The 22,573-nt window shown below is 67.9% G+C and carries 19 protein-coding genes; 16 read left to right on the top strand and 3 right to left on the bottom strand.

The features are described from left to right. Positions 1-2: 2 nt before the first annotated feature. Positions 3-2,327, bottom strand: a complete 2,325-nt coding sequence (locus ACZ1H8_RS06445) for a DUF2339 domain-containing protein (RefSeq protein WP_465180520.1) — start codon at positions 2,325-2,327, stop codon at positions 3-5. 321 nt (positions 2,328-2,648) lie between these two features. Between ACZ1H8_RS06445 and ACZ1H8_RS06440 the strand changes: the two genes are divergently transcribed. The 6 genes from ACZ1H8_RS06440 (at position 2,649) to ACZ1H8_RS06415 (ending at position 10,986) form a co-directional block, all read left to right on the top strand. Further along, entirely contained in the window at positions 2,649-3,320 is a 672-nt protein-coding gene (locus ACZ1H8_RS06440; RefSeq protein ID WP_465180519.1) for a glutathione S-transferase family protein, read from the top strand. Positions 3,321-3,360: 40 nt separating this feature from the next. Beyond that, positions 3,361-4,272 (top strand): diaminopimelate epimerase, encoded by a 912-nt coding sequence (gene dapF / locus ACZ1H8_RS06435; RefSeq protein WP_465180518.1) that lies wholly within the window; start codon positions 3,361-3,363, stop codon positions 4,270-4,272. Positions 4,273-4,450: 178 nt separating this feature from the next. Beyond that, positions 4,451-4,822, top strand: a complete 372-nt coding sequence (locus tag ACZ1H8_RS06430; RefSeq protein WP_465180517.1) for a hypothetical protein — start codon at positions 4,451-4,453, stop codon at positions 4,820-4,822. A gap of 56 nt (positions 4,823-4,878) precedes the next feature. Next, the gene (locus ACZ1H8_RS06425; protein ID WP_465180516.1) at positions 4,879-6,048 is read left to right on the top strand and encodes an efflux RND transporter periplasmic adaptor subunit; all 1,170 of its coding nucleotides are present in this window, start codon (positions 4,879-4,881) and stop codon (positions 6,046-6,048) included. A 3-nt stretch (positions 6,049-6,051) separates the two neighbouring features. Next, positions 6,052-9,237: an efflux RND transporter permease subunit gene (locus ACZ1H8_RS06420; RefSeq protein ID WP_465180515.1), complete on the top strand. Its 3,186-nt coding sequence runs from the start codon at positions 6,052-6,054 to the stop codon at positions 9,235-9,237. Between the two features lie 171 nt (positions 9,238-9,408). Then, positions 9,409-10,986: an ATP-binding protein gene (locus ACZ1H8_RS06415; protein WP_465181355.1), complete on the top strand. Its 1,578-nt coding sequence runs from the start codon at positions 9,409-9,411 to the stop codon at positions 10,984-10,986. Here ACZ1H8_RS06415 and ACZ1H8_RS06410 read toward each other — a convergent pair. Next, positions 10,970-13,231, bottom strand: coding sequence for a penicillin acylase family protein (locus ACZ1H8_RS06410; protein ID WP_465180514.1), 2,262 nt, complete (start codon positions 13,229-13,231; stop codon positions 10,970-10,972). The genes ACZ1H8_RS06415 and ACZ1H8_RS06410 overlap by 17 nt on opposite strands. A 55-nt stretch (positions 13,232-13,286) precedes the next feature. After that, positions 13,287-14,387 (bottom strand): DSD1 family PLP-dependent enzyme, encoded by a 1,101-nt coding sequence (locus tag ACZ1H8_RS06405; protein ID WP_465180513.1) that lies wholly within the window; start codon positions 14,385-14,387, stop codon positions 13,287-13,289. 78 nt (positions 14,388-14,465) lie between these two features. On the opposite strand from ACZ1H8_RS06405, the gene ACZ1H8_RS06400 reads away from it, so the two are divergent. From ACZ1H8_RS06400 to ACZ1H8_RS06355, 10 genes are all read left to right on the top strand, one after another. Further along, on the top strand, positions 14,466-14,939 hold the full coding sequence (locus ACZ1H8_RS06400; protein ID WP_465180512.1) for an NUDIX domain-containing protein: 474 nt from the start codon (positions 14,466-14,468) through the stop codon (positions 14,937-14,939). Positions 14,940-15,424: 485 nt separating this feature from the next. After that, entirely contained in the window at positions 15,425-16,558 is a 1,134-nt protein-coding gene (locus tag ACZ1H8_RS06395) for an OmpA family protein (RefSeq protein ID WP_465181354.1), read from the top strand. A gap of 197 nt (positions 16,559-16,755) precedes the next feature. Then, positions 16,756-17,652 (top strand): heme o synthase, encoded by an 897-nt coding sequence (locus ACZ1H8_RS06390; RefSeq protein WP_465180511.1) that lies wholly within the window; start codon positions 16,756-16,758, stop codon positions 17,650-17,652. After that, complete coding sequence (locus tag ACZ1H8_RS06385) at positions 17,649-17,807, top strand: hypothetical protein (protein ID WP_465180510.1); 159 nt, start codon at positions 17,649-17,651, stop codon at positions 17,805-17,807. Before ACZ1H8_RS06390 ends, ACZ1H8_RS06385 begins: the two co-directional genes overlap by 4 nt. Before the next feature lie 53 nt (positions 17,808-17,860). Further along, complete coding sequence (locus tag ACZ1H8_RS06380; protein WP_465181353.1) at positions 17,861-18,343, top strand: cytochrome c oxidase assembly protein; 483 nt, start codon at positions 17,861-17,863, stop codon at positions 18,341-18,343. 32 nt (positions 18,344-18,375) lie between these two features. Further along, positions 18,376-19,221 carry a cytochrome c oxidase subunit 3 gene (locus ACZ1H8_RS06375; RefSeq protein ID WP_465180509.1) on the top strand — a complete coding sequence of 282 codons (846 nt, stop codon included), beginning with the start codon at positions 18,376-18,378 and terminating at the stop codon, positions 19,219-19,221. A 2-nt stretch (positions 19,222-19,223) separates the two neighbouring features. Further along, entirely contained in the window at positions 19,224-19,598 is a 375-nt protein-coding gene (locus ACZ1H8_RS06370) for a DUF983 domain-containing protein (RefSeq protein WP_465180508.1), read from the top strand. Further along, the gene (locus ACZ1H8_RS06365) at positions 19,598-20,248 is read left to right on the top strand and encodes an SURF1 family protein (protein WP_465180507.1); all 651 of its coding nucleotides are present in this window, start codon (positions 19,598-19,600) and stop codon (positions 20,246-20,248) included. The genes ACZ1H8_RS06370 and ACZ1H8_RS06365 overlap by 1 nt, the downstream gene beginning before the upstream one ends. Positions 20,249-20,297: 49 nt before the next feature. Further along, positions 20,298-21,689, top strand: coding sequence for a threonine synthase (gene thrC, locus ACZ1H8_RS06360; RefSeq protein WP_465180506.1), 1,392 nt, complete (start codon positions 20,298-20,300; stop codon positions 21,687-21,689). 9 nt (positions 21,690-21,698) lie between these two features. Next, a complete protein-coding gene (locus ACZ1H8_RS06355) occupies positions 21,699-22,571 on the top strand; it encodes an RsmD family RNA methyltransferase (protein ID WP_465180505.1) in 873 nt (290 codons plus the stop codon). The last annotated feature ends 2 nt before the right edge of the window (positions 22,572-22,573 follow it).

Genomic DNA, 22,573 nt, shown 5'->3' with positions numbered 1-22,573 from the left:
TCTCAGTTTTCCCGATCCGGCAAGCCGGCATTTGCCGTGGCGGGTGCAGCGCCCTTGCCGACGAACCGGCCATAGGCCCAGCCGATCACGATCAGCGCGAGGCCCAGGCCGAGGAAGGACAGGATGCGCAGGATGCCGTCGAGCGCGGCCGCGTCGATCAGGAACACCTTGAGCGTGACGAGCGTCAGCAGCGCGAGCCCGGCGATGCGCAGCGGCTTCGCCTCACCCGCGATGCCGCGCCACAGCCACAGGAGGGCGACCACCAGCAGCGCGGCCGAATAGGCGCCATTCTCCAGCGTCGAGACAGGACCGGTGAGGAACCAGCCATGCGTCAGCCAGCGCACCGCGGCCGCGACCGCCAGGAGGATGAAGCCGAGACCGACCAAATCGAGGCGACGCTGGCGCGCACCCGGCAGGGTCCGCAGCCAGAAGCCGGCCGCCGCGAGATGGAGCGGCACGATCGGCCCGCTCCACTGGCCGACCAGGGCCGGGTTCAGCGCCAGCAGGTCAAACCAGATCGTGCGCAGGAGTGCGAGCCCGATGAAGGTCCAGCCGAGCGCAGCATGGCGGGTGCGGGTCAGCAATGCCCAGCCCGCGGCAAAGCAGAGCTGGGTGAAGATCGTCCGCTCGACAAAGCCGCGCATCGTCAGCGCCTGCGGCGTGTCGAGATGGAGGATCTGCTTCGCCATCACCCAGGCGACCAGGATCGCCAGCACGACGGTCACGCCCGCCACCCCCGGCCGGGCCTTGCCGAACTGGCGTGGATCGGTGAGCAGCAGGACGGCTGCGGCAGTCAGCGGAAGCGCGAGCGCACGCAGCGTCTCGATTGGTCCCGGCAGCAGGGTGAAGCCTTGCGCCGAGCCGACCAGGGACGCGCTGATTGCGGTGGCGAGGGCGATCAGCACCGGAGTGGCAGCGATCAGCGCGGCAGCAAGCGGCAGTGTCGGCAGCTCGAACAGCGCCGGCGCGCCCACCTTGCGGGCCCATAGCGCCAGCGCGACCAGAACTGCGGTCAGCGGGACCGCAAGCCAGACGCTCGGCACCAGCACGCCCAGCCCGATCGCGGCGAGCAGCCCTGTCACCAAGGTCGCTGCGATCATGATGCGCGCGGGTCGCTCGTCGCGATAGCGCCAGGCGAGGCTGGCCGCGGCGGCGGCGGCGATCAGTTCGAGCCCGCTCCAGCCGATCGAGGCCAGCAGATTCGCGGCACAGCCATGCGCGATCAGCACCGGCCCGGCCGTACCGGCAAGTGCGATCGCCGCCCAGCCGGCATGGCGCCGCGCGAACGCATGTCCGGCGCCCGCGAAGATCAGCGTTGCGATGACGGCCGCGACCGGAGTGACGCTGCGTTCGGGCTGAACCAGCGCCAGCGCCTCGAGCAGCAGAAGCAGCCCGACCGCGGCGAGCGCACCCGGCAGGAACACGCTGTCGCGCCAGGCGAGGAACAGCGCCGCCGCCGCCAGCACGAGGTAGAAGCTCCAGGCAAGCGCATCGAACTGCAGCGCTGGCGCGATCGCGATCAGCTGGATCAGTCCCGCCACCAGCGGCGCCAGCCTCAGCCAGGGCGTGCGGATCCCGGTCGCCGGAAGCGCGGCGCTTGCCCCCGCCGCCAGGATCACGACGAACCCGCCGACCATCGCCAGGTCGCCGCCGCCCAGCATCGCCAGCAGGAAGTTGACCCAGGCAAAGCCCGCCCCGGTTGCCGCCAGTGCCAGCCAGCCCCAGCGCCGATTGACCGCCAGCCCGAAAATCGCGGCGGTGAACAGGCCGAGATAGACGAGCAGCGGACCGATGCCCGCCGCGTTCCATCCCGCCACCAGCGGCGCGATGAACCCGCCGCCCAGCGCCATGATCGCGGTCGGCGGCCCGTGGCGCAGCGATAGTGCCAGCGCCAGCGCGGTGATCGCCAGCATCAGCCCGAAGCCGGTGACGGGCCCGACCAGATGATAGATCGCCGCCGCCATGTAGAGCGTCGCATAGAAGCTCGCGACGCCGGCGCCTGCCAGTGCCTGCGCGACGCGCGGATCGTCGCGGGTGGCGGCGATCCGCCGCGTGACCTCGCTGCCCGCGATCAGCGCGCAGGCGAAGAGGGCGGCAAGCACCGTACGCGTGGTCGGGCCGAGCAGGCCGGCCTCGATCGAATAGCGAACCAGGAAGAAACCGGCGAGGACCAGCGCGACGCCGCCGATCCAGATCGGCAGGCGCCCGCCGATCAGCGATTCGAAACTCAGCCCAGGGCCCGCATCCGCGATGGATGCAGGCTGAGGGGCCGGCGTCACCGGCTGCTCGATTCGCGGACGTGGCGGCTGCACCACGGCTGCGGCCACTCGGGGGCGGGGCTCGCTCCCGGATTGCCGGGCGACGGGAGCAGGGGCCAGTGCCTCTACGGCGGGGCGGGCAGGTTCGGCCGATCGGCGCTCTATCGCTGCCAGGCGGTGGGCCTGATCATCGACCTCGTCCCTCAGCGCACTCAGGCGGCGATGCTGAACATAGGCAAAGGCGGCGAGCGCAACCAGGGCGAGGAGCAGGAGGGATGGCACATCCCGGGGTCTGGCATGCCGGGCGACGCTTGTCGCCTTTTATCCAGTTGTCCGATGCAACCTATCTGTTACGATGCCGCATCGGATCTGTTGGAGAGGACTTTGGCCATGATCGTCTTCGGTTCCACCCTGTCGCCCTATGTGCGCAAGGTGATGGTGGTCGGCGCGGAAAAGGGGCTCGATATGGAGCTCAGAATGGCCGGCATGGGCCGGGGCGGGCCGGAATTCGCTGCGGCCAGTCCGTTCGGCAAGATGCCGGGCTTTGTCGACGGCGACTTCGCGATTTCCGATTCCAGCGCGATCGTCACCTATCTCGATGCGAAATATCCGGATCCCCATCTGATCCCCGACGCCCCCGAGGCGCGGGCGCGCACCATCTGGTATGACGAGCTGGCCGATACGATCGTGATGGCGGCGGGCAGCGCGATCTTCGGCAACCGGTTCGTGATCCCGCGTGTCATGAAGGGCCAGCCCGACCACGCCGCCGCCAACAACGCCGAAACCGCGGTCCTTCCGCCGATCCTCGACTATCTGGAAGGCGTAATCCCCCAGAGCGGCTTCCTCGTCGAGGACCGGCTGACGCTTGCCGATATCGCCGTCGCCAGCCCGTTCGCCACGCTTGGCTGTGTCGACTGCCGGGTCGATCCTGCACGCTGGCCGAAGACCGCGGCCTGGGTCGAGGCGATCCATGCCCGGCCCAGCTTCGCCGCGATCATCGCCAAGGACAAGGCAGCGGTCGCCGCGATGGGCGGACCGGTCATGGACAGCGCCGCCGCCTGAGCGGATTGCCGATGACGCATGGCGGTCCTAAGGGGCGGCCATGCGCTTCGCCTTTGTCAAATGCCACGGATCGGGGAACGACTTTCCCCTGATCGACGCCCGCGCCCTGTCGCTTAGCGATGCGGACTGGGCGGTCGTCGCGCGCGCGCTGGCCGATCGTGCCAGCACGGTCGGCGGTGACGGCCTCCTGCTGCTGACCGCGGGCGATGGCGAGCATGACTTTGGCATGCGCATGTTCAATTCGGACGGCTCGGAGGCGGAGACCTGCCTCAACGGCCTGCGCTGCGTCGCCCGGGCCGGGTTCGAGGCACTGGGGCTCGACACCGCGCGCGTCCGGCTGAAGACCAGCAGCGCCGATGTGACCCGCGTTGCCGATCTTTCGCCGGGTGTCGCGACGATCCGCACCCGCGTCGGCCCCGCCTCGACCGATCTTGCCGATGTCGGCCTTACCGGGCCGCTGTCCGGCCTGCCCAGCGCGCGCAGTTTCGTGGCGGTCGCGATGCCGAACCCTCACCTCGTGACCTTTGTCGATCGGGTAGACGAAGACGAACTGGTTGCGCTCGGCGAATGGTGCGAAGCCGCGCCGCCGCTGATCCCGGGTAGGGCGAACGTGTCGTTCGTCGAGCAGCGCGGGGCGGATCTCTACGTCCGAACCTTCGAACGCGGCGTCGGCCTGACCAACAGCTGCGGCAGTGCGATGGCCTCGTCGGTCTATGCCGCCGGTCTGACCGACCGGGTGCCGTTCGGATCGACCACGACGGTCTTCAACAAGGGCGGACTGGTCCGCGGGACGGCAAGCGCGGAAGGGATCGTCACGATCGAGGGCAATGCCACCTTCCTCTACGACGCGCAGGTCGAGATTGCCGACGGCATTGCCGCACCGGTGGAGGCGCGGATCGATCGCGCGGGTGAGGCGGAAGCATGGGCAAAGGCGGTTTCAGCGCTGGCCTGATCCAAGCGCCGCGAGATTCTTCACAGGCTCGGGACCCCGATCGCAGGAAGGACGTTGCGCCAGGGTCCCGGACTTGCGCCGTGACAACACGCGCCGTCTCGGGACGGACCACGCGAGGAAGGGCCGCTCCGCTCGGGCGGCCCTTTTTCACGGGCGCCCGATCGGCTAAGGGGGCCGGGTGCGCCGGCTGTTCGCCCTGTTTGCATCGCTCTTCCTGCTCGCGGGTCTCGTGAACGGGTCGGTGATCCACGCCGCCGAGACTTCGGGGCACGGCGTCGCGCGCAACTGGCTTCATGCCGATGACGAGCATGACCATTCGGCGCCGGCCGATGCCGATGTCGAACGACCCGCGCCCGGCGAGCCTCAGACCGGAGTCGATCACGGCGTGCCGCATGGTGGGCATGGCTGTCATGGCCATGATCTGGGCGCGCAGTTCGCCTTTGCCCGCCAGTCCGGCTTGAGTCCGCTGCCCGCCGCCCCCGGCATGGCCCCGGTTCGCCTGCTCGACCAGCAGCTTGCCGCCCGGATGCTGAGGCCCCCGATCGCCTGACGATGTCCGCCGCCGCCCTCGCGCGGCGCCGATGATCATCATCAGGAGCATTTCAAATGACCGTCACTATCGCGGCGCGTTGCGCCGCCTGGCCGCGTTGGCTTGCGCCCGCGCTTCTGCTGCTGCCGCTTGGCGGCTGCGGTAAGGGCGCTGCGCCCGCCAACCAGAACAAGACCGAAGCCGAACCGCATGCGGAAGAAGGCGAGATCGCGCTGAGCGCCGATCAGATCGCCGCCGCCGGAATCACGCTCGTCCGGCCCGAGCGCGGATCGGGCGGGGGCACCATCGCCGCACCGGCAATCCTCGAGGGCGATCCGCAGGCGACCCAGATCGTCTCGGCGGCGATCGGCGGACGGGTCGTGTCGCTGACCCGCAATTTGGGCGACCCCGTCCGCCGCGGCGAGACCTTGGCAGTGATCGAGAGCCGCGAGGCCGCCGCGCTCAACGCCGAGGTCGAACGCGCGGCAGCCCGCGCCGAACTCGCCCGCGCCAATCTCAACCGCGACGAAGCGCTGTTCGCCAAGGGCCACCGGCCCGAGCGCGAGGTCCAGACCTCCCGCGCGGCAGCACGCGAGGCCGAGGTGAGCCTGAACATGGCGCGCCAGCAGGTGGCGGCATCGGGTCTGCGTCGCGGCGGGCTCAACCGCATCGTGATCGCGGCGCCGATCGGCGGTCAGGTGATCGGCCGGAGCGCGATTCTGGGCGATACCGTCGCCGCCGATGCCGAACTGTTTCGCGTCGCCAATCTCGCCCGGATCAGCGTCACCCTGTCGCTGCCACCCGCCGATGCCGGCCGGGTCCGCCCGGGCATGACGCTGGCGGTTCGCGCTGCGGGGCGGGAGGGGCAGGCGCGGATCCGGTTCGTCTCGCCGGTTCTCGATCCCGAGACCCGGCTGGTGCGGGTGATCGCCGATCTCGACAATCGCGACGGGCGCTGGCGCGTCGGCGAACCGGTGCAGGCGGAAATTCGCGCGGAAGCCACAGGCGCGCCGGGCGATGCGCTCTCCGTCCCGGCGGAGGCGGTCCAGACGATCGGCAACCGGCCGATGCTGTTCGTCCGCACGTCGACCGGGTTCCGGGGCGTCCCCGTCACGCTGGGCAGGCGCGATGGTCCCCGCATCACCATCCTCTCCGGCCTGACCGGCAGCGATCAGGTCGCGGCAACCAACAGCTTCACCCTCAAGGCCGAACTCGGCAAGGGCGACGCCGATCATGGGGATCATTGAGCCATGATCGGACGGATCGTCACCCTGTCGGTCGAGCGGCGCTGGCTGGTGCTGCTGCTGACCCTGATCGCCGCTGCGATCGGCGCCGCCGCGCTGCTGCGGCTGCCGATCGATGCGGTTCCCGACATCACCAACAACCAGGTCCAGGTGAATGTGCGGGCCACCGGCCTGTCACCCGAACTGGTCGAGAAACAGGTCGCCTATCCGATCGAGACCGCGCTGGCCGGCACGCCCGGGCTGGATCACACCCGGTCGCTCAGCCGAAACGGCTTCGCCCAGGTCACCGCGGTCTTCGACGATTCGACCGACATCTATTTCGCGCGTGCCCAGGTGCTGGAGAGGCTGCGCGCGGTCGAACAGGCGCTTCCGGAAGGGACCGAGCCCGAACTGGGTCCGATCGCGACCGGGCTTGGCGAGGTCTTCATGTGGACCGTGCGCATGGCGCACCGCCCGGGCGACCGGCATGCCCCGGGCGAGCCAGGGCTGCAGCCCGACGGCAGCTATGTCACCCCCGATGGCGACCATCTCCAGACCGAGGCCGACCGCGCGACCTATCTGCGCACCGCGCAGGACTGGATCGTCGCACCGCTGCTGCGCAACGTCGACGGTCTCGCCGGGGTGGATTCGATCGGCGGCTATGAGAAGCAGTATCTGGTCGTTCCCGATGTCCAGCGGCTTGCGGCCCTGCGCATCGGGCTCGACGATCTCGCCCGTGCGATCGAGGCGGGCAACGGCGCGATCGGTGCCGGAACGGTCAACCGCAATGGCGAGGGGCTGGAGGTGCGGTCCGACGCGCGGCTGACGGGGATCGCCGATCTGGCCAGGACCCCGATCGCGACGCGCGACGGGGTGCCGATCCTGCTGGAGACGGTCGCGCAGGTGCGGCTGGGCCAGGCCTTGCGCACCGGCTCCGCGTCGGAGAACGGAACCGAGGTCGTGGTCGGCACCGCGATCATGCGCATCGGCGAGAATAGCCGCGAAGTCGCCTCGGGCGTTGCGCGGCGGCTCGACGAGATCAATGCCTCGCTGCCTCCCGACATCATTGTCGAGCCGGTGCTGGACCGTACCGCGCTGGTCAATGCGACGATCGCTACCGTCACGCGTAACCTGAGCGAAGGCGCGCTGCTGGTGATCGTCGTGCTGTTCGCGCTGCTCGGCAACTTCCGCGCCGCGGTGATCGCTGCGCTGGTCATCCCGATCACGATGATGCTGGCCGGTTTCGGCATGTTGCAGGCGGGCGTATCGGCCAATCTGATGAGTCTGGGCGCGCTGGACTTCGGCCTGATCGTCGATGGGGCGGTGATCATCGTCGAGAATGCGCTGCGACGCATCGGCGAGCGTCAGCATGAAAGCGGCGCGCCGCTGACGCGAGAGGAGCGGCTGGATACGATCGCCGCCGCCGCGCGCGAGATGGTTCGCCCGTCGGTCTATGGCCAGGCGATCATCATCCTCGTCTATGTCCCGCTGCTGCTGCTGGGCGGGGTCGAGGGCAAGACTTTCGCGCCGATGGCGCTGACGGTGATCCTCGCGCTCGCCGCCGCATTCCTGCTGTCGATCAGCTTCGTGCCGGCGGCGATCGCTGCCTGGCTGACGGGACCGGTCGAGGAGAAGGAAGGGCGCATCGTCCGCTGGCTCAAGCGCGGCTATGCGCCCGGGCTGGACCGCGCACTGGAACGTCCGCGCCTGGCGATCGGCGGCGGCGTGGCGGGCATGGCTGCGGCGGCCTTGCTATTCACGACGCTCGGTCAGGAGTTCCTGCCGCAACTCGACGAGGGCGATCTGACCGTCCAGTTGCTGCGGGTTCCCGGCACTTCGATCGAACAGAGCCAGAAGATGCAGGCGCAGGTCGAGCGCAGGCTCTCGGCCTTGCCCGAGGTGCGGTTCGTCTTTTCCAAGACCGGCACCGCCGAACTGGCGTCCGACCCGATGCCGCCCAACATCTCCGACACGTTCGTGGTGATGAAGCCGCGGGCGGAGTGGCCCGACCCCGGTCTGGCCAAGGCCAAGCTGGTCGAGCGTGTCGAGCGCGCACTCACCGGGCTGCCCGGCCAGGCGTTCGAGATCAGCCAGCCGATCCAGATGCGCTTCAACGAGCTGATCGCCGGGGTGCGCGGCGATATCGCGGTGAAGGTCTTCGGCGACGATCCCGCGGCGATGACGGGCACTGCGGGCAGGATCGCCGCGATCCTGCGCGACACGCCCGGTGCGGCGGACGTGCGGGTCGAGCAGGCATCGGGCCTGCCGATGCTCGATATTCGGCCGGACCGCGACGCGATGGCGCGGCTGGGCATCGCCGCGCGCACCGTGCAGGACACGGTCGCCGCCGCGGTGGGCGGCCGCGACGCCGGGCTGATCTTCGAGGGCGACCGGCGCTTCTCGGTGACGATCCGGCTCGACGAGGCTTCGCGCGCCGATCCCGATGCGCTGGCCCAGGTGCCGGTGCCGACACCTTCGGGCAGCTTCGTGCCGCTCTCAACCGTTGCGGCGATCGCGGTGACCGAAGGGCCGAACCAGATCAGCCGCGAGAATGGCCAGCGCCGGCTGGTGGTGCAGGCCAATGTCCGCGGCCGCGACATTGCCGGCCTGGTCGCGGATGCCGAGGCACGCATTGCCCGTGAGGTGCGGCTACCGACCGGCGTCCATCTGCAATGGGGCGGGCAGTTCGAGAACCTCGCCTCCGCGCGCGAACGGCTGATGCTGGTGGTGCCCGCCTGTTTGGCGATCATCCTGCTGCTGCTCTTCGGCGCACTGGGCAGCGTGCGCGAGGCGGCGATCGTCTTCACGGGCGTTCCGCTCGCGCTGGTCGGCGGGGTGGTGGCACTGTGGCTGCGCGGCATGCCTTTCTCGATCTCGGCCGCCGCCGGGTTCATCGCGCTATCGGGCGTGGCGGTGCTGAACGGGCTGGTAATGGTGACTGCGATCCAGCGGCTGCGCGCCGAGGGCAGGAGCCGGATCGAAGCGGCACGCGAAGGGGCGCTTCAGCGCTTGCGCCCGGTGGTCATGACCGCGCTGGTCGCGTCGCTCGGCTTCCTGCCGATGGCGCTGGGGCACGGCGCCGGTGCCGAGGTCCAGAAACCGCTGGCGACGGTGGTGATCGGCGGGCTGGTGTCGGCAACGCTGCTGACCTTGCTGCTCGTCCCGGTCCTGATGTCCCATTTTGGGTCCGATTTGGATACGGAGGCGAAATAACCCGCGGACGCGCGGGATATAATCGGACCGTTCCGGTGTTATGGGCGCGAATTCCCCATTCCGTCTTTCGAGTTTGCCCCAACGATGAGCGCCGTTTCGCCACCGGAAGGTCCTGCCCCGACAGTCGATTCAGAGCCCGGCCACGGCCGCTATCGGGCGCTGTTCGAATCGATGGACGAGGGGTTCTGCATCATCGAGTTCCTCGATGGGCCGCACGGTCCCCTGTCCGACTATATTCATGTCGAGGCGAACGCGGCCTATGAGCGGCATGCTGGCATTCCCAATGTCGTCGGGCAGAAGGTGCGCGAGATGGTGCCCGACGAGGCCGATGGCTGGGTCGAGCTCTATGGCGGCGTGCTGCGCACCGGCGCGCCGATCCGCTTCCAGCGGGAGCTCGTCGCGACCGGGCGCTATCTGGAAGTCTCGTCCTTCCGCGTCGGCGACCCGTCGGAGCGGCTGGTGGCGGTGCTGTTCAAGGACGTGACCGAGCGGATGCGCGCCGAGGCGGCGATGCGGACGCTGAACGAGACGCTGGAAGCGCGGATCGCCGAGGCGCTGGCGGAGCGCGAGAAGGTCGAATCGGCGCTTCGCCAGGCGCAGAAGATGGAGGCGGTCGGCCAGCTGACCGGCGGCCTGGCGCACGACTTCAACAATATCCTGGCCGGGATCAGCGGCGCGTTCGAGATGATCGGCACGCGCATCGCCCAGGGGCGAACCGCCGATGTCGAACGCTATCTGGCTGCCGGTCAGGGCGCCGCGCGGCGCGCGGCGGCGCTGACGCACCGGCTGCTGGCCTTTTCGCGGCGCCAGACGCTTACCCCCCGGCCGATCGTCATCAACCGGCTGCTCGGTGACATCACCGAGCTGTTCCAGCGCACGGCGGGTCCCGGCATCATGGTCGAGACGGTCGCCGCCAGCGCGCTCTGGCCCGCGCTGGTCGACGACAATCAGCTCGAAAATGCGCTGCTCAATCTGTGCATCAATGCGCGCGACGCGATGCCCGATGGCGGCCGGATCACGATCGAGACCGGCAATCGCTGGCTCGACCATGCCACCGCAGACGCGCTCGGACTCGATCCCGGCCAATATGTAACGGTGTGCGTCAGCGACACCGGTATCGGCATTCCCAAGGAGGATCTGGAGCGCGTCTTCGACCCCTTCTTCACGACCAAGCCGATGGGGCAGGGTACCGGGCTTGGCCTGTCGATGGTCTATGGCTTTGCGCGGCAGAGCCATGGCCATGTCCGCATCTATTCCGAGGTCGGCCAGGGAACGATGGTCTGCATCTATCTGCCCCGCTACCATGGCGAGGAAGAAGCCGATGCGCCGGTCATCGCGCTGGAATCGGTGCAGGTCGAGGCCGGCGAGACGGTGTTGGTCATCGACGACGAACCCTCGGTGCGGATGCTGGTCGCCGACGCGCTGGCGGATCGTGGCTATGCCTGTCTCGAGGCGCAGGACGGGCCGGCGGGGCTGAAGCTGCTCCAGTCGGGCGCGCGGATCGATCTGCTCATCACCGATGTCGGCCTGCCTGGCGGGCTGAACGGTCGCCAGGTTGCCGATGCCGCGCGCGCGCTGCGGCCGGGGCTGCGCATCCTGTTCGTCACCGGCTATGCCGAGAATGCCGTGCTGAACCACGGCCATATCGAGCCGGGCATGGAGGTGCTGACCAAGCCCTTCGCCATTGACGAGCTGATGCGCCGCGTCGCGCGTCTGATGCAGCAGGATCAGCCTATTCGCGAATCCTGACCGGCGCGCCGATCCGCTCCGCCGCGATTTCGCGCGCGGTGAAGGGCAGCGTCAGCCATTGCTTCGCCGAATAGGCGCGGGTGCCGTCCGCCGAATAGGGCGAGGCGGGATCGCTCGACTGCGAATAGCTCAGCATCGATCGCGCGACGGGGCCATCCTTGCCGAAGGTGACCAGCTGGACATAGCTGGTGCCGTGCGCGGGCGAGAGATGTCCGTCCGCGACCGACGAGTCCATCGCGTTGAGGACGCCCGCCCAGCCCGGGCCGCCATGGATCGCGATCCGCTGGCCGCCCCGCTCGACATATTGGACGGCGCTCCACGGCGCGTCGATCGCGATGTTCAGACCCTCGAGCGACTTTTCCCCCGCCTCCAGCGCGTCGAGCAGTGCAGGCCCGGCCGCGTCGAGATCGAGGTCGGCCGGGGTGGTCGCCGGCCTGGCGCGATCGAACGGCGTCGCCCATAGCTTCGGGATGCTGCGGGCGGATTGCCAGAAGGCGAGGAACAGCGCCGCGCCGCGGCTGTCGGTATCGACCCTGCCGTCCCATGCCGCGAGCACGGCGCAGGCGCGTGCCAGCGCCGGGCGGGTGGGGCAGATCCGCTGCAGCCCGGGGAGCAGCGCGTCGGCAGCCGGGACTCGGTTGGAAAAGGCCATTGCCGAGACGATGTCCGGATCGACCTTGCCCGCCGCAATTGCGCGCTCGATCTCGGCGATCGCGGCGCGGGTCCGCAGGTTCTGCGGTGTCCCCCAAGGGCCCAGCACCGGCGACAATTCGCGATGCGGCGCCCGCGGACTCGACAGCCAGTAGCTGTCATTCGAATTCTGGACCGCATCGCGACGCTCGACGACCGCCATCTTCGCCATCGGCATCAGGCCGGGCGCCGGCGTCGATGCGTCGACCGCCCAGTTGCAGGCCGATCGTGCGCCATCGAGCAGGATGATGCCTGCGCCGCGCGCCAGCGGCGACTTGCCCGACGGTGCGGCGCAGGTCGTGATCTGCTCCGCCGACACGTTCGGTACGGCGGTCACATCGGCATAGAGCGCATTGCCATCGGCATCGGCGGCGATGGTGTTGACCCAGGGGATGCCCAGCGTGTGGCCGACCGCGGCGCGGATCTCGCCGACGTTGCGCGCCCGGGCGATGCCGAGCCAGGCGTCGCCAGACCGAAAATTCGCCTGGTTCGCATCGCGCAGCGCATAGGCGGTGGTCGCGGTCCAGCCGAAGCCGACGCTCGGCATCGCGGCGATCGGGCCATAGCGGCTCGACCACAAAGTGCGGGTGACGGGTGCGGCGCCCTTCACCTCGACCCTGACGTCGCGCCGAGTCATCTTCTCGGGCTTGCCATCGACGAGATAGGCGGTGGCATCGGCGGGGTCGAGCTTCAGCTCGTGCAGCGTGAAATGGCTGGCGGTCGTGACCGTATGCGTCCAGGCGATCGACCGGTTGAAGCCGATCCCGACCGTCGGCATGAAGACCAGCCCGCCGCCCATCACGTCGAACTTGCCGGGGATCGTCAGGTGCAGCCGGCGGAAGCGGTTGGGGCCGTACCAGGGGAAATGCGGATTGCCGATCAGCAGGCCGCGACCGTCGCTGGTGACGTCGCCGCCGAACGCCCAGCCATTGCTGCCCAGGCTGATCCGGTCGGCCAGCACCGGAAAGCCGGCGTCGAGCGCCGCCGCCTTGGATGACGGTGCTGCCGCTCCCGCAATCTGCTGGGCCAGCGGTGCCGAGCTGATCAGCGTCATTGCGGCGTTGATCAGCAGCAGCGAATCGTCCGCACTCATCGGGCGCACCCAGTCGGCCGACCGGCAGCTTTCGGCCAGCGCCTGGCGGTGATCGCGAAGATAGCGGTTATAGCCGGCCCGGAAGCCATTGGTGATCGCGCGATTGTCGGCGCTGGTGCCCGCCTGCGCCGCGCGAAGCGCGGGCAGGTCGGCGATCGCCCGGTGGTAGAAATCGCTGTCGATATTGGAAATGTCGCGAAACCCGACCGATACCTTGCCGTCGCCGAGGAACTTCGCCCGCTCGCCGCGGACGGTCAGCAACATGTCGGCGATGACGCAGCCATTGTCCTGCGCAGCGGCATAGCCCGACCCATAGCCTAGGCCGGCCATGTCCTTCGCGACGATGTGCGCGACGCCCTGCGTGGTCCGGGTAACCGTCGCGTCGAGCCGCTGGGCGGCGGCGGGGAAGGGAGCGGCCAGGCCGATCATGGCCAGGCCCAATGCTGCGCGGCGCGACGTCATCCTGCTCTCCCCCAAAGCTTGTCGTGGGGGAGCCTAGCGGCGGCGGTTGCGCTGTCTAGCTGTTCCGTCCGCGCGCGGTGACGGTCCACTGCCCGACGATGCGGTCGCCCTCCAGCAGGTGGAACTGGTCGTAGAGATTGACCGTCGGATCACAGTGCGGCGGCTGCAGCACGACGCGCTCGCCCAGTGCGGGGAGCGGGCCGTCGGACAGTAGCGCGCCATGCTCGTCGCCCATGAAGCGATAGCGGGCATCCGGCCATAGCGGTCGCGGCACCCCGGCGTCGGTCGCCATCGCCTTCAGCCCCGCGTCGAGCGTGACCATGCCGGCATGGTTGGCGCTGATCACGGTGGAATCGACGAACAGCGCCCGCTCGAACGCGGGCGCGCCGCCGCCGGTCAGCTCGCAATCCTCATATTCGCGGTCGAGGAAGATATAGGACCCGCATTGCAGCTCGGTGAGCACGCCGAGCTCGGCATCGATCGCGAAGCTGCCGGTGCCGCCGCCGGTCACGACGGGGATGGCGTGGCCGTCGGCGCGCAATGCATCGAGCGTGGCGGAGAGCATCGCGGTCAGCTGCGCAATCGCCTCGCGACGCTCGGCATGGCCAGGGATATGCTGCTGCGACCCGCAATAGAATTGCGCGCCACCCAGCCGCAGCGCCGGCGCCGCCGCGATGGCGCGGGCCAGCCACACCGCTGCTTCGGCGGAGGCGACACCGGTGCGATGGGTGCCTGGGTCGACATCGATGAACAGCGTCATTGCCTTGCCGCCGTCGCCGGCCGCCTGTGCGAGTGCCTCGACCACCGCCGGGTGATCGACCACCGCCGAGACTGTTATACGATCGTTCAACAAGCAAAATCGGCGGATCGCATCGGGTCGCACGATCGGCGAGGTCAGATGAATGTCGTCGATTCCTTCTGCCGCCAGCGCCTCGGCCTCGGCCAACTTGGCGCAGCAGATGCCGAGCGCTCCGGCAGCGATCTGGCGGCGGGCGATGTCGGCGGACTTGTGGGTCTTCGCATGCGGGCGCAGCGCGAGGCCGCGGTCGGCGGCGAAGCGGGCCATGGCGGCGATGTTGCGCTCCAGCGCCGCAACATCGACCAGCAGGGCCGGGGTGGGGAGCTCGGCGCGGGCGCAGGGGCGGGATGGGGTCACGGTCCGATCCTAGTCGCTGGACAGGCCGTTGCCCAGCGATGCGCTGGCATCGCGCAAGGCGGCAGACTATCACATCGCATGGCCTGGCCTCATCGCCTCGCGGGTAAGGCAGCCCGCCTGTTCTGGTTCGTCACCCGGCCGCGGACCTTCGGCGTGCGCGCGATTGTGCTCGACGCCGCGGGGCGGGTGGTGCTGGTGCGTCACACCTATCTGCACGGCTGGTATCTGCCCGGCGGCGGCGTGAAGAAGGGCGAGAGTGCCGTCGCGGCGGTGCGACGGGAACTGGCCGAAGAAGTCGCGATCACCGATTTCGGGATCGATCGCGTGCTCGGCGTCTACCATGCCCGCGGCGAGCATAAGGACGATCACGTCGTCGTCTATGTCGTCCATGTGCCGGAGGGGGCAGATCGCTCGATGCGCGGCGCGGACGCGCTGGAGATCGCCGAGGCCGCCTGGTTCCCGCTCGACAACCTGCCTGACGACACGTCGCCGGCTACGCGCCGCAGACTCGCAGACCTTCAAAGCGGCACTATGGGCGCTGCCGATTGGTGAGGGATTGCCATGTTGCAGTGCGGAAACGCAGCTGTGGCATGGCTGCTTCAGTTCGCATCCCGAAATTGTCGACTAGGCCCCACCCCGAACCCGGGTTCGGCGATCGCGATCAAGGGCTCGGGATCGATTCCATTTTGAGCCTAAAACGCTTCACCGGCGGGGACCTGCCATTCACCGCACATCTCGGCTTGATCATTTCGGTTCAGATACGTGAATATACGAAGTAAGTTAGTGATTTCATCGGGTTACGTGGTTATGCGTAAAAATTAGGTTTCAGACTGTGCGGCAAACAGGCGCAAACCCGTGCAGTCCGAAACCGCTTGGCGGGACCTAGAAACCGTTACGGATGTCCAACAAGCGGCTGGAAATGCGGAAAAACTGTGTCGTTCCCGCAACACCACACCTATTTGTGCGCTTGCGTGGAAACTTTCGTTTCGGTAGTGAGTTTGCGCTGTCCGTAGTGACAACTCAGAAAGGGGATTATGATGCGGAAGCTTGCCGTCACATTGGCACTGGCCACGACCGCGCTAAGCACGCCTGCTCTCGCCCGCGACGACTCGTGGTATGTGGGTGTTGAAGGCGGCGCGATGCTGGTCGAAGACATTTCGTTCGACATCGGCTCGGCGCAGGACGCAGGAACTGTCGACCATCGCGCCGGTTGGGACGTTGGTGGCACCATTGGTTACGACTTCGGTGGCTTCCGCCTCGAAGCCGAGGTTGGCTATCGCCAGGCTTTCGTGACCGGATATCGTTCGACCGTGACGACTCCGTTCATCAACAGCAACAACGCCATCCAGAACGCACCTGCGGGTAACTACGACTATGCCGGCGGCAAGACCTCGGCCCTGTCGTTCATGGTCAACGCGATGCTCGACTTCGGTGAAGACGATGGCATCCAGGGCTTCGTTGGTGGTGGTGCGGGCGTTGCTCGCGTCAGCAGCAACCTCGGCCTGAACACCCGCGGCGACTTCCTCGACGACTCGGACACCGTGTTCGCATGGCAGGCAATTGCCGGCGTTCGCGCTCCGCTGAGCGACTCGGTGGACATCTCGCTGAAGTATCGCTTCTTCAACGCGGACAACTTCAACCTGGTGGACGTCACCGGCCGCAACTATGAGGGTCGTCTCCGCACGCACTCGATCATGGGTGGTCTGACCTTCAACTTCGGTGGCCCGACCCCGCCGCCGCCGCCGACGCCCGAGCCGACCCCGACGCCGGCTTGGACGCCTCCGCCGGAGCCGACCCCCGAGCCGACCCCGACCGTGGTCTGCACCCCGGGACCGTACATCGTGTTCTTCGACTGGGATAAGTCGGACATCACGCCGGAAGCCGCTGGCATTCTCGACAACGCCATCAGCAACTACCAGAGCTGCGGCAACGCCTCGGTCATGCTCGCCGGTCACGCCGACCGTTCGGGTGCAGCCAGCTACAACGTTGGCCTGTCCCAGCGTCGCGCTGACTCGGTCAAGGCATACCTGTCGTCGCGTGGCATCCCCAACGGCGTCATCGGCACCGAAGCGTTTGGTGAAAGCCAGCCGCGCGTTGCCACCGCCGACGGTGTCCGCGAACTGCAGAACCGCCGCGTGGAAGTCACCTACGGTCCGGGTTCGGGCAACTAAGCCCAACCGGTTCCGACAGGGACTGACAAGAATAGGGGAGGTCGGGAAACCGGCCTCCCTTTTTCTGTAGGGTGCACGCGCTGCCTTGCGGGGTCGTGTCGACAGCCGGTCCGGTGCCTGCACGTCCCGATATCAATGCTTTCCCGCGCGGACATGGCGGCCTATAGCCTGCGGTCATCATGACTTCCGCAGCCACCATGAATGCAACTGCAACACCGCTGCCGGCCGACTGGCGCGATTTCCTGGCGCTGACCAAGCCCCGGGTGATGACGCTGGTCGTCTTCACCGGGCTGGCCGGCATGATCGCCGCGCCTGGGTCGATCCACCCCGTGCTGGGCTTCACCGCCATCCTGTGCATCGCGCTGGGGGCGGGCGCCGCCGGTGCGCTGAACCAGTGGTATGAGGCCGATCTCGACGCCAAGATGAAACGCACCCAGGGACGGCCGCTGCCCGCCGGGCGGATGGACCGCCAGTCGGCGCTCCACTTCGGCGTCGGCCTCGCCGCCTTCTCGGTCATCCTGATGTTCTTCGCGCTGAACCTGGCGGCGGCGGCCATCCTGACCGTGTCGATCCTGTTCTACGTGTTCATCTACACCATCTGGCTGAAGCGCCGCACTGCGCAGAACATCGTCATCGGCGGTGCCGCGGGCGCGTTTCCGCCGCTTATCGGCTGGGCCGCGGCGACCGGCAATGTCGCGATGCTCCCGGTGCTGCTGTTCGCGCTGATCTTCCTGTGGACGCCGCCGCATTTCTGGGCGCTCGCGCTGTTCGTGAAGACCGATTACGCCAATGCCGGCGTGCCGATGCTGCCGGTCGTCGCCGGCGAGCGCGTCACCCGCGTCCAGATCGGCATCTACACCGTGCCGATGATCGCCGCGGCGGTTGCGCCCTGGGCGATGGGGCTGGTGGGCAACGTGTATGGCTGGACCGCGATCGCGCTGAACCTGGTCTTCGCCGCGCTCGCGCTTCAGGTCAGCCTGCGCCAGTCGCAGCCAGGCGATACGATGCAGCCCGAAAAGCGGCTGTTCAAATTCTCGATCCTCTACCTCTTCCTCATGTTCGGCGCCGTGATCGCCGATCGGTGGATGGCATGAGCGCGCCGCAGGATCGCGATCCCGCGCCGATGTCGGTCGAACAGATCCGCGCGCGTCAGCAGGCGCGCGCCAAGGTCATGGCCTGGCTGCTGGTCGCGTTCGTCCTGCTCGTCTTCGCCATCGCCTTCGTCCGTATCCAGGGCGGAATCGAGTGACGCTGAGCCACAAGCTTCGCACCGCCCTGCTGGGCGGGACCTTCGTGTGCTGCATGGGCGGCCTCGGCTTTGCCAGCGTGCCGCTCTACCGGATGTTCTGCGAAGTGACCGGCTTCGACGGCACGACTCAGCGCGGCACCGAGGCGCCCGGCGCGACCGGGCAGATGGTCACCGTCGCGTTCGACGCCAATACCAGTCCCAAGCTGCCCTGGAAGTTCAAGCCCGAGGTCGCGTCCGAGCGGGTCAATGTCGGCGCGCGCGACATGGCCTTCTTCACCGCCCGCAACGACAGCGACAAGCCGGTTACCGGCACCGCGACGTTCAACGTGTCGCCGGGGCAGGCGGGCAAGTATTTCACCAAGATCCAGTGTTTCTGCTTCACCGAACAGACGCTGGCGCCCGGCGAAGAGGTGCGGATGCCGGTGATCTATTATGTCGATCCCGCGATCCTGAACGATCCGGATGCGCGCGACGTCGAGAAGATCACGCTTTCCTACACATTTTACCCGGTGGATTCCGCGAAGACACCGGGTTAAGCACGCCCCACACCATGTAACAGGGACCGATCATGGCCGGAGCCAAGAACCACCAATATCACATCCTGCCGCCCAGCATCTGGCCTCTGGTCGGCTCGCTGTCCGCCTTCGTCCTCGCCGTCGGCGGCATCATGTGGATGCACCAGCCGGCCGACGCGACGAACAGCGTTCCCGCTCTGGTGTTCTTCTTGGGCGTCGCGCTGCTGGCGCTGACCTTCTTCGGCTGGTGGTCGAAGGTGATCCAGGAAGCGCATGCCGGCGATCACACGCCGATCGTGCAGCTTCACCTGCGCTACGGCATGATCCTGTTCATCGCCTCGGAAGTGATGTTCTTCGTCGGCTGGTTCTGGGCGTGGTTCGATTTCTCGCTGTTCCCCTCGATGGTCGAGTCCGTCGGCGGTCAGTGGCCGCCCAAGGGCATGCACGTCATCGACGCCTGGTCGCTGCCGCTGCTCAATACGCTGCTGCTGCTCTGCTCGGGCACCACGATCACCTGGGCGCACCATGCGATGCTCCATGATCGCCGCGACGATGTGAAGACCGGCCTGTGGCTGACGATCATCCTTGGCGTCGTCTTCTCGATGATCCAGGCCTATGAATACATGCACGCACCGTTCCCGTTCAAGGCGGCGAGCGAGGGCGGCAGCGCCTATGGCGGCGTGTTCTTCATGGCGACCGGCTTCCACGGCTTCCACGTGCTGGTCGGCACGATCTTCCTGATCGTGAACCTGATCCGCGTGTACAAGGGCGACTTCACCCCGAAGCAGCATTTCGGCTTCGAAGCGGCAGCCTGGTACTGGCACTTCGTCGACGTCGTGTGGCTGTTCCTGTTCGCCTCGATCTATGTCTGGGGCGGCTGGGGCGCTCCGGTCCACTGATCGTGTCGGCGGGCACGGTGACCGAGCCGGCGCCCGCCGAAGCTGCGCTGAAAGGCGTCTGCCCTCGCTGCGGCGAGGGCCGGATGTTCTCCGGCTGGATCCGCTTTGCCGACACCTGCGGTAAATGCGGGTTCGATTTCACCCGCTTCAATGTGGGTGACGGCCCCGTCGTCTTCCTGACGCTGGGCATCGGCACGATCATCACCATCCTGGCGGTGACGGTCGAGCTGGCCTTCGAGCCCGGCGTCCTGATCCATGTCCTGCTCTGGGGCCCGCTGACTGCGGTGATGGTCCTGTTCGCGCTGCGCTTCGCAAAGGGGCTGCTGCTCGCGCTCGAATATCGCAACGATGCGCGCGAAGGACGCGTTGAACGCTGATGCCGCGCTTCCCCCTGATCCCAACCATCGTCGTCGCCATCGCCATTGCGGCGATGATCGCGCTCGGCGTGTGGCAGCTCGATCGCCGCGCCGAAAAGGAGCGCGCGATCGCGGTCTATGCCCAGAATTTCGAAAAGCCGACCATCGCCTTCCCGCGCGTACCCGTCGGTGACGAATATCTGTTCCGCCACGCCAGCGCGATGTGCCTCGAAGTGGTCGGCTGGCAGAGCCAGGGCGGCCGCAGCAGCAAGGGCGAGAGCGGCTGGCGCCAGATCGCCCAGTGCCGCACCGGTGCCGAGGGCGCGTTGCTGCTCGTCGATGTCGGCATCTCGACCGATCCGAAGGTGAAGCTGCAATGGGGCGGCGGGCCGATTACCGGCACCATCACCCATGCGCCCGATTCCCGGTCGCTGATCGGCCAGTGGTTCGACCGGCGCCCGCGCTCGCTGATGCTGATCGCCGATCTCGCCGCGCCCGGCCTGTCGGTCACCGCGCGTCCCGACCTGTCGAGCGTGCCGAACAATCATCTGGCCTATGCGGTTCAGTGGTTCCTCTTCGCGCTGATCGCCGCGGTCATCTATGTCCTCGCGCTGCGCTGGCAGCAGAAGAAGGACGAGGGCGACGGCCAAGCCGGAAACGACCGCACCTAAAGAAGCGCTGTTCTTGCCCCTGGCGAGCGGCGCAGCTAGTCCGCGCACCATGCGCTATATCAGCACCCGCGGCACCGCACCGACGCTCGGCTTTCGTGATGTGACCCTTGCCGGTCTCGCCAGCGATGGCGGCCTCTATATTCCCGAGGCCTGGCCGCAATTCGGCGCTGACGAGATCGCGGCGATGGCGGGCCTGTCCTATGCCGAGACCGCGGTGCGGGTGATGCTGCCCTTCGTCGGCGACGATCTGAGCGAGGACGAACTGCGCGCGCTGTGCACCCAGGCCTATGGCCGGTTCGCGCATGCCGCGGTCACCCCGCTCGTCCAGCTCGATCAGCGCCACTGGCTGCTCGAACTGTTTCACGGGCCGACGCTCGCGTTCAAGGACGTCGCGCTCCAGCTGCTCGGCCTGTTGTTCGAGAAGTTCCTGACGGGCAGCAGCACGCATCTGACGATCGTCGGCGCCACCTCGGGCGATACCGGGTCGGCGGCGATCGACGCGGTTGCCGGGCGGCACGGCGTCGACATCTTCATGCTCCACCCGCAGGGCCGTGTCTCCGACGTGCAGCGCCGCCAGATGACCACCGTCCTGGCACCCAATGTCCACAACATCGCGATCGACGGCAGCTTCGACGACGCCCAGGCGCTGGTGAAGGCGATGTTCAACGATCCCGCCTTTTCGGGACGCTTCGCGCTGTCGGCGGTGAACTCGATCAACTGGGCGCGGCTGATGGCCCAGATCGTCTATTATTTCTACGCCGCGGTCCGGCTGGGCGCGCCCGATCGCAAGGTCGCCTTCGCGGTGCCGACCGGCAATTTCGGCGATGTGTTCGCCGGCTATGCCGCGGCGCGCATGGGCCTGCCGATCGAGCGGCTGGTCGTCGCCACCAACGTCAACGACATCCTCCACCGTGCACTGTCCAGCGGCGACTATTCGGCGGGGACGGTGACGCCCACCGCCGCGCCGAGCATGGACATCCAGGTCAGCTCAAACTTCGAGCGACTGTTGTTCGACGCCGGCGGACGCGACGGCGCCGCGCTGGCCGATCAGATGCGCGGGTTCGAATCGACCCGGGCGATGCGGCTGACCAATGCGCAGCAGACCGCGGCGGCCCGCTGGCTGGTCAGCGACCGCGTCGATGCTGGCGAGATGGCTCAGACGATGCGCTGGGCCGCCGAATCGGGCCAGGTCGTGGATCCGCACACCGCAATCGGCCTTGCTGCAGCCCGCCGCGCAGAGACCGGCGCTGCGCCGGTCGTGACGCTCGCCACCGCGCATCCCGCGAAATTCCCCGATGCGGTCGAACGCTCGACCGGGATCCGACCCGGCCTGCCGGCGCGGGTCGGCGACCTGTTCGAGCGTGAGGAGCGTTATGACGCGCTTCCTGCCGAATTCGATGCGATCACGGCCTATATCGCGGAGCGCGCCCAACCTCGCTAAGGGGCGGTGATGGACCTGATCACTCTCACCGGCGAACCCTGGGCGGACTATGGCCTGATCGACAGCGGTCACGGCCGCAAGCTCGAACGCTATGGTCGTTTCCGCTTCATCCGCCCCGAACCCCAGGCGATGTGGGCGCCGGCCAGCGACCGCTGGGACGCGCATGGCGAATTCCTGCCGGGATCGGACGAGGAAGGCGGCGGGCGCTGGGTGTTCAACCAGCCGGTCCCGCGCGAGGGCTGGCCGCTGAGCTGGCGCGAGGTTCGCTTCACCGCGCAGAACACGCCGTTCCGCCACCTGGGATTCTTTCCCGACATGGCGCCGGTATGGGACTGGATGCGCGGGCAGATCGACGGGGTCGACGAGGCCGAATGCATGAACCTGTTCGGCTATACCGGCGTCGGCACGCTGGCGCTTTCGGCCAAAGGCGCGCGCATGACGCATGTCGATGCGTCGAAGAAATCGGTTGCCGAGGCGAAGGAGAATGCGGTGCTGTCCGGCATGACCGACCGCCCGGTCCGCTGGATGATCGACGACGCCGCCAAATTCGTCGCTCGTGAGGTGCGCCGCGAACGCCGCTATGACGGCATCATCCTCGATCCGCCGAAATGGGGCCGCGGTCCGAATGGCGAGGTGTGGAAGCTCGAGGAGGGACTGCCCGCGCTCGTCGCCGATTGCCGCAAGCTGCTGGACGAGAAATCGCGCTTCCTGTTCCTCACCGTCTATGCCGTGCGCATGTCGGCGCTGGCGATCGGCGAGCTGGTGCGCCAGCATTTTGCCGATCTGGGCGGGGTGGTCGAGGCGGGCGAACTCGCCGTGCGTGAGGAAGCGCGCGGGCTGCAGCTGCCCACGGCGATCTTTGCGCGGTGGCGCCGCGACTGACG

The organism is Sphingomonas sp. BL-S-25 (assembly GCF_055521555.1).
Note: the sequence above shows the minus strand (reverse complement) of the source record. Positions and strands in the feature narration are given on the sequence as shown.